This is a genomic window from Streptomyces prasinopilosus, from assembly GCF_001419695.1.
GTDB classification, from domain to species: domain Bacteria; phylum Actinomycetota; class Actinomycetes; order Streptomycetales; family Streptomycetaceae; genus Streptomyces; species Streptomyces prasinopilosus.
Genome location: NZ_LIRG01000212.1, coordinates 1 through 8240, shown reverse-complemented (window position 1 = coordinate 8240; position 8240 = coordinate 1). Strand labels below are relative to the sequence as shown.

5 protein-coding genes are annotated in these 8240 nt (G+C 73.3%); 3 read left to right on the top strand and 2 right to left on the bottom strand.

Annotated features, from left to right (window positions below):
• Nucleotides 1-760, bottom strand: a 760-nt coding sequence (locus tag AOK18_RS10500; RefSeq protein WP_055694137.1) for a hypothetical protein, incomplete at its 3' end; no start/stop codon positions are given.
• Nucleotides 761-913: 153 nt separating this feature from the next.
• Between AOK18_RS10500 and ggt the strand changes: the two genes are divergently transcribed.
• The gene (gene ggt, locus AOK18_RS10495) at nucleotides 914-2740 is read left to right on the top strand and encodes a gamma-glutamyltransferase (RefSeq protein WP_055694136.1); all 1827 of its coding nucleotides are present in this window, start codon (nucleotides 914-916) and stop codon (nucleotides 2738-2740) included.
• Nucleotides 2741-2808: 68 nt separating this feature from the next.
• Here the strand turns inward: ggt and AOK18_RS10490 are convergent, their stop codons facing one another.
• Nucleotides 2809-5541 (bottom strand): ATP-dependent Clp protease ATP-binding subunit, encoded by a 2733-nt coding sequence (locus AOK18_RS10490; protein WP_079104945.1) that lies wholly within the window; start codon nucleotides 5539-5541, stop codon nucleotides 2809-2811.
• Nucleotides 5542-6111: 570 nt separating this feature from the next.
• Between AOK18_RS10490 and AOK18_RS10485 the strand changes: the two genes are divergently transcribed.
• Together AOK18_RS10485 and AOK18_RS10480 are read left to right on the top strand one after the other, a co-directional pair.
• Nucleotides 6112-6954, top strand: a complete 843-nt coding sequence (locus tag AOK18_RS10485) for a nitrilase-related carbon-nitrogen hydrolase (protein ID WP_055573580.1) — start codon at nucleotides 6112-6114, stop codon at nucleotides 6952-6954.
• Nucleotides 6951-8240, top strand: a 1290-nt coding sequence (locus tag AOK18_RS10480; RefSeq protein ID WP_107100344.1) for an aspartate aminotransferase family protein, incomplete at its 3' end; no start/stop codon positions are given. The genes AOK18_RS10485 and AOK18_RS10480, both read left to right, overlap by 4 nt.

The following is an 8240-nucleotide window of genomic DNA, read 5'->3' as shown; positions in this document are numbered from 1 at the left end:
CCGGCGCCGGCGCGGCGGCGGGGGACTCGGCGGCAGGGACCGGCAGAGGGGTCTGCGCCTCGCGCGTCACGTCCCCGACCACCTCGACGACATCGGGCCCGTACGCCTGCGAGTTGACGACCTTCAGCAGCAGGACGAAGGAATGGGAACCGTGCTTGCGGGCCAGTTGCTCGTGGTTGCGGGCGAGATAGCGGGTGGCGGCCTGGTTGGTGATCGCACGCTGGCCGCAGAACAGGAACACCGGCCGGGTGTCGCGCCGTTCACCGGCAGTGAGCCGGGCGAGCAGGACGTACTCGGTGACCCCCGGATCCATCCGGTAGAGCTCGGTGCCGATCCGGAAGGCGCCCCGGTCCGGGCCCGGCTCCGGATCCACGTTGACGCGCACCCCGGGCAGCATCGCGGCCATGTGGGCCACCATCCGCCGGTTCGACGCGGGTCCCCCCACGCAGAACTCCGTGCGCTCGCCGAAACCCTGGTGGGCCGTGTCCTGCGTGACCACCTGGACGTGCGCCCCGCAGTCCTTGATCAGCGCCGAGAGCTCGAGCAGCGAGAACACGTCGAAACGGTGCACGGCCGGTTCCGCCGTGGCAGGATCACGGTTGACGACGAGGAGCGACTCGGAGTTGTCCGGCAGGCCGAAGAAGGCCTGCTTGCGCCTGAGCCTGCGCTTCCACAGGGAGGTACGGGCGATCCAGCCCAGTGCGGTGAAGAGGCCGGAGGCGACCAGACCCAGAACGATGTTGCGTACGTCGTCATTCATGGGCGCGCATGCTAGCGGGCCCCGGCAAACCCGTGTTCGAGATGTTCGAGGAACGAGCGTCCGGAAGGCCGCGGCAGCACACCCCGCGGGTTTTCCCGACGTGAGCATGACGATGGAGGAGGCCGTGCGAGCGGCCCTTCGACGGAGGTGCGAATGCGTCATCGTGTCGGACGGAACATCACGGTCGTGGCGGTCGCCGCCGTCGTGGTCTCGTCGGGAGCGGCAGCGCCGTCACCGGCCGCCACGCAGGGCGGCGGGCCCGGCCTGCCCGGGCTGCCCCCGGCCAAGACCCCGGTGGCCGTCGGCCACGGCGGAGCGGTCTCCAGCGTCGACGCCGACGCCTCGGCCGCCGGCATCGAGGTCCTCAGGAAGGGCGGCAACGCCGTCGACGCGGCCGTCGCCACCGCCGCCGCGCTCGGCGTCACCGAGCCCTACTCCGCCGGCATCGGCGGAGGCGGCTACTTCGTCCACTACGACGCCCGGTCCCGCACCGTGCGGACGATCGACGGGCGCGAGACGGCCCCGCTGACCGCCGACTCCGGCCTCTTCCTGGAGAACGGCGCCCCCGTCCCCTTCGCCGAGGCCGTCAGCAGCGGCCTCTCCGTCGGCACCCCGGGCACTCCGGCGACCTGGCAGCGGGCCCTCGACCTGTGGGGCACCCGGTCCCTGCGGACGCTCCTGGAGCCCGCCGAGAAGCTCGCCCGCGACGGATTCACCGTCGACGGCACCTTCCGCGACCAGACCGCCGCCAACGAGACCCGCTTCCGCCACTTCCCCGACACCGCCGAGCTGTTCCTGCCGGGTGGCGAGCTCCCGGTCGTCGGCAGCACCTTCAAGAACCCCGACCTCGCCCGCACCTACGCGGAGCTGGGCAGGAAGGGCGTCGACGCGCTGTACCGGGGCGCCATCGGCCGGGACATCGTGAACACGGTCGACGAGCCGCCCGTGGACCCCCGCTCCGGCTGGAACGCCCGCCCCGGCGAGTTGTCCGCCCGGGACCTCGCGGCGTACCGGACCAAGCTCCAGGCACCCACCCGGACGTCGTACCGCGGCCTGGACGTCTACTCCATGGCGCCCTCCTCCTCCGGCGGGACCACCGTGGGCGAGGCCCTGAACATCCTGGAGCGGACCGACCTCTCCCGCGCCGACGACACCCGCTACCTGCACCGCCTCGTCGAGGCCAGCCGCATCGCGTTCGCCGACCGGGGCCGCTGGCTCGGGGACCCCGCCTTCGAGGACGTCCCGACGAAGGAACTGCTCTCCCAGCGGTACGCCGACTCCCGCGCCTGCCTCATCCAGGACGACGCCGTCCTCACCAGCCCGCTCGCCCCCGGCGACCCGCGCCGGCCCGCGGCCTGCGCGGCCGGCGGCACCGCGGCCCCGACGACGTACGAGGGCGAGAGCACCACCCACCTCACCACCGCCGACCGGTGGGGCAACGTGGTCTCCTACACCCTCACCATCGAGCAGACCGGCGGCAGCGGCATCACCGTGCCGGACCGCGGGTTCCTGCTCAACAACGAGCTGACCGACTTCTCCTTCGCCCCGGCGAACCCGGCCGTGCACGACCCGAACCTGCCGGGCCCCGGCAAGCGGCCCCGGTCCTCGATGGCCCCGACCATCGTGCTCGACCGGCACGACCGGCCGGTCGTGGCGCTCGGTTCGCCCGGCGGTTCGACCATCATCACCACCGTGCTGCAGACCCTCACCGGATTCCTCGACCGCGGGCTGCCGCTGGTCGACGCGATCGCCGCGCCGCGCGCCAGCCAGCGCAACACGGCCCGCACGGACCTCGAACCCGGCCTGTACGACAGCGCGACACGGCGGAAGCTGGAGGCCATCGGGCACTCCTTCCAGGCCACCCCGGAGATCGGCGCCACCACCGCCGTACAGCGGCTGGCGGACGGCCGGTGGGTCGCCGCGGCGGAGCGGACCCGCAGGGGAGGCGGCTCGGCGATGGTGGTGCGCCCGGCGGGATAGGCCACCGGCCACCGGCCCTCGGCAGCAAGGCGCCCGTGCCCTGGGGGGGGGCACGGGCGCCCGTACGCTCACCGCCCGGACGTCGGAGGCTCCTCGTGACCGGCGGCGGAGGCGGTACCGGGAACGTCGGCGCCGGTCCTGTCGGAGCCGGTCGTCGAACCTCCACCGGCTCCGGTGCCGGCCGTCGGCTCCGTTCCGGCCGTCGGCTCCGTTCCGGCTGTCGGCCCCGTCCCGGCCGTCGGGCCCGTCCCGGTGCCGGGTTCCGCTCCGGTGCCGTCCCCGGCCCCGGTCCGGAACGTCAGCTTCCCGTCCACCGCGTCCACCGTCACCCGGTCACCGCGGCGGACACTGCCGTCCAGCAGCAGCCGGGAGAGCTGGTTGTCGACCTCCCGCTGGATGGTGCGGCGCAGCGGCCGCGCCCCGTACTCGGGCTCGTACCCGCGCCGCGCCAGCCAGTCCACGGCCGCCCCGGTGAACTCGACCGCGACGCCCTGCGCCCGCAGTCCGCGCCGCGTCCCCTCCAGGAGCAGACCGGTGATCCGCCGCAGCTCCTCGGCGGTCAGCTGGCGGAACACCACCACCTCGTCGATCCGGTTGAGGAACTCGGGCCGGAAGTGCTCCCGCAGCGGCCGCAGGATCTGCTCCCGCCGCGCCTCCTCGTCCGCGTCCGCCCCGCCCGCGGCGAAGCCCAGGGCCCCGCCGCGCCGGGTGATGAACTCCGAGCCGAGGTTGCTCGTCATCACGATCACCGTGTTGCCGAAATCCACCGTCCGGCCCTGGGAGTCGGTCAGCCGGCCGTCGTCGAGGACCTGGAGCAGGATGTTGAAGACGTCCGGGTGCGCCTTCTCCACCTCGTCGAGCAGGAGCAGCGAGTACGGATGCCGGCGCACCACCTCGGTCAGCTGACCCGCCTCCTCGTGGCCGACGTACCCGGGCGGGGCGCCGACCAGCCGGCTGACGGTGTGCCGCTCCTGGTACTCGCTCATGTCGAGGCGGACCATGCGCTCCTCGCTGCCGAACAGGGCCTCGGCCAGCGCCCGCGCCAGCTCCGTCTTGCCGACGCCGGTCGGCCCGAGGAACAGGAAACTGCCGATCGGCCGGTCGGGACTGGCGAGCCCGGCCCGGGAGCGCAGCACCGCGTCCGCGACCACCCGTACCGCCTCGTCCTGGCCGACGACCCGCTGGTGCAGGTGCTCCTCGAGGCCCAGCAGCCGGTCCTTCTCCTCCTCGGTGAGACGGCTGACCGGGATCCCGGTCTGCCGGGACACCACCTCCGCGATCGCCTCGGCGTCCACCACCAGACCCTGGCCCTCGTCGACCCGGCCCCCGCCGCCGGCCTCGGCGACGCGCTCCCTCAGCTCGCCGATGCGGTCCCGCAACCGGCTCGCCTGCTCGTACCTCTCGTCGGCGACGGCCTGGTCCTTGTCGCAGACCAGCTGCTCCAGCTCCTGCTCCAGGGCGCGCACGTCCGTGCCCTTGGTCCGGGACCTCAGCCGCACCCGGGCGCCGGCCTGGTCGATCAGGTCGATCGCCTTGTCCGGCAAGCGGCGCTCGCTGAGATAGCGGTCGGACAGCTCCACGGCCGCCACCAGGGCCTCGTCGGTGTAGCGGACCTGGTGGTGCGCCTCGTACCGGTCCCGCAGACCGCGCAGGATCTCGATCGCGTCGGACGGCGTGGGCTCCGGCACCATGATCGGCTGGAAGCGGCGGGCCAGCGCCGCGTCCTTCTCGATCCGGCGGTACTCCTCCAGCGTGGTCGCGCCCACGATGTGCAGTTCGCCGCGGGCCAGCGCCGGCTTGAGGATGTTGCCGGCGTCCATCGAACCGCCCTCGCCGCCGCCCCCGGCGCCCACGACGGTGTGCAGCTCGTCGATGAAGACGATCAGCCGGTCCGAGTGGGCGCGGATCTCGTCGACGATGGTGGTCATCCGCTCCTCGAAGTCGCCCCGGTAGCGGGTCCCGGCGACCACGGCCGTCAGGTCCAGCGCGACCACCCGCCGGGCCAGCAGCACGTCGGGTACGTCCCCGTCGACGATCTGCTGCGCCAGCCCCTCCACCACGGCGGTCTTGCCGACGCCCGCGTCGCCGATCAGCACCGGGTTGTTCTTGCCGCGCCGGGAGAGCACCTCGACGGTCTGCTCGATCTCCTCCTCCCGCCCGATCACCGGGTCGATGCGGCCCTCGCGGGCCAGCTCGGTGAGGTCGCGGCCGTACTTGTCCAGCGTCGGCGTGCCCGTCGCGGGACGGGGCCGCTCGGTGCGGGACCGCTCCGGGTCCGGCACGTCGGACGGCATTCCGGCGGCGGCGAACCGGGCCGCGTCCAGGATGTGCCCGGCGGCCGAGTCGGGGTTGGCGGCCAGGGCGCTGAGCACGTGCTCCGGGCCGATGTACCCGGCCCCGGTGGACCGGGCCATCTCGTGCGCGTCCAGCAGGGCCCGCTTCACGGCGGGGGTGAGGGAGAGCGCCGTCGGCGGCGGGGCGTCGTCCGGCCCGTACTGGACGGGCCCGGAGCGTTCGTCGATCTCCGAGGCCAGCGAGTCGGGGTCCGCGCCCGCCCGGCTGAGCAGACCGCGGGTCGGCTCGGTGGCCAGCGCGGCGCGCAGCAGGTGCTGGGTGTCCAGGTCCCGGCTGCCGTGCTCGGCGGCGTACTGCGCGGCGCCGCGCACCAGCTCCCTGGCCGGCTGGCTCAGCAGCCTGCCGATGTCGACCTGCCGGGGCCGCGGCCCGCCGAAGAAACGTGCGAAGAACTCTCCGAAGGGGTCCGAGCCGTAGCCCTCCGGACCCGTGAACCCGCTGCTCATGGACATCCGTTCCGGCGCCCCGCGGAATCCTCCCGGGCCGGGCGGAACCGGGAACCCGAAGGGACCCCGGGGCGCGCTCACTGCTCGACGTACGGTCCGGACGCGGGTGCCCGGCCGTCTCCCGGTTACACACGTGCGTGTCCCCGCGGTACGGGGGCCGCCCGCGGCACGATCGAGAACACCCTCGCACGATCGCCCCGGGGCGGCACCCCGGAACCGCGCCGCCGAACGGGGCACGTCCGGCGAGGGGCGAGGACGCCCGGGCCGCGGCGGCGGGCGGCCGCGGCGCACCGGTGCGGGCGGCCCGGGAACCGTCGTCGGTGCGCGGGGTCCCGCCGTCGGGGACGACGCGCGAACCGCCCGCGCCGGCGCCCGGCCGGTCCCGCCGGGCGGGCCCCGCCCGGCCGCCGCCGGAACTCGCCCACCGGAGTGCGAAACACGATCGACTCCGCGGCTTCACGACGATGGTCTTGGCAAGCCCGTCCGAGAGGCTTACGTTCGTCCCCCTACGACCGTTTCCCCGAGTTCTACGGGCGTAGAGGCGCTGACGTCGCGTCGAAGGAGCAGCTCATGGCCAACGTCGTACGTGCCGCCCTGGTCCAGGCCACCTGGACCGGCGACACCGAGTCCATGCTGGCGAAACACGAGGAGCACGCCCGCGAGGCGGCCCGGCGGGGCGCGGGGATCATCGGGTTCCAGGAGGTCTTCAACTCCCCCTACTTCTGTCAGGTCCAGGACGCCGAGCACTACCGCTGGGCCGAACCCGTGCCCGACGGGCCCACCGTCACCCGGATGCGGGAACTGGCCCGGGAGACCGGCATGGTGATCGTCGTACCGGTGTTCGAGGTCGAGCAGCCGGGGTTCCACTACAACACCGCGGCCGTGATCGACGCCGACGGCACCGTCCTCGGCAAGTACCGCAAGCACCACATCCCGCAGGTCAAGGGCTTCTGGGAGAAGTTCTACTTCAGGCCCGGCAACCTCGGCTGGCCCGTCTTCGACACCGCCGTCGGCAAGGTCGGCGTCTACATCTGCTACGACCGCCACTTCCCGGAGGGATGGCGCCAGCTCGGACTCAACGGTGCCCAGCTGGTCTACAACCCGTCCGCCACGCACCGCGGCCTCTCGTCCCACCTGTGGCGACTGGAACAGCCGGCCGCGGCCGTCGCGAACGAGTACTTCGTCGCCGCGATCAACCGCGTGGGCCAGGAGGAGTACGGGGACAACGACTTCTACGGCACCTCGTACTTCGTCGACCCCCGCGGGCAGTTCGTCGGCGACGTCGCCGACGACAGCAAGGAGGAACTCGTGGTCCGGGACCTCGACCTCGGTCTCATCGAGGAGGTGCGGCGGCAGTGGGCGTTCTACCGCGACCGCCGCCCCGACGCCTACGAAGGGCTGGTGCGGCCGTGACCGACGACCTCCTGGCCCGCCACCGCTGCGTGCTGCCCGACTGGCTCGCCCTCTACTACGAGGAGCCCCTGGAGATCACCCACGGCGAGGGCCGCCACGTCTGGGACTCCGACGGCAACCGGTACCTCGACTTCTTCGGCGGCATCCTCACCACCATGACCGCCCACGCCCTGCCCGAGGTGACCAAGGCGGTCGCCGAGCAGGCCGGGCGGATCATCCACTCCTCCACCCTCTACCTCGACCGGCAGATGGTCGAACTCGCCGAACGAGTGGCCCAGTTGAGCGGCATCCCGGACGCCCGGGTCTTCTTCACCACGTCCGGCACCGAGGCCAACGACACCGCCCTGCTGCTCGCCACCACCTACCGGCGCGCCAACACGGTCCTGGCGATGCGCAACAGCTACCACGGCCGCTCCTTCGGCGCCGTCGGCATCACCGGCAACCGCGGCTGGTCCCCGACCTCGCTGTCCCCGCTGCAGACCCTGTACGTGCACGGCGGCGTACGCACCCGGGGCCCGTACGCGTCGCTCGGCGACGAGGAGTTCATCACGGCCTGCGTCGACGACCTCGAGGACCTGCTCGGCCACACCCGCCCGCCCGCGGCGCTGATCGCCGAACCGGTCCAGGGCGTCGGCGGCTTCACCTCACCGCCCGACGGACTGTACGCGGCGTTCCGCGAAGTGCTGCGCGCCCACGGCGTCCTGTGGATCTCCGACGAGGTGCAGACCGGCTGGGGCCGCACCGGCGACCACTTCTGGGGCTGGCAGGCGCACGCCCGCAGCGGGCCGCCCGACATCGTCACCTTCGCCAAGGGGATCGGCAACGGCATGTCCATCGGCGGCGTCATCGCCCGCGCCGAGATCATGAACTGCCTCGACGCCAACAGCATCTCGACGTTCGGCGGCACCCAGGTCACCATGGCCGCCGGCCTGGCCAACCTCACCTACCTCCTCGAACACGACCTCCAGGGCAACGCCCGGCGGGTCGGCGGCCTGCTCATCGAACGCCTGCGGGCCGCCGCCGCCCGGGTGCCCGCGGTACGGGAGGTCCGCGGACGCGGACTGATGATCGGTGTCGAGCTGGCGAAACCGGGCACCGACCGGGCCGATCCGCAGGCCGCCTCCGCCGTACTGGAGGAGGCCCGCCGGGGCGGACTGCTCATCGGCAAGGGCGGCGGCCACAACACCAGCGCCCTGCGCATCGCCCCGCCCCTGTCCCTCACGGTCGCGGAGGCCGAGGAGGGCGCCGCCATCCTCGGCCTCCGCGACCGTGAGGGACAGGGGCGG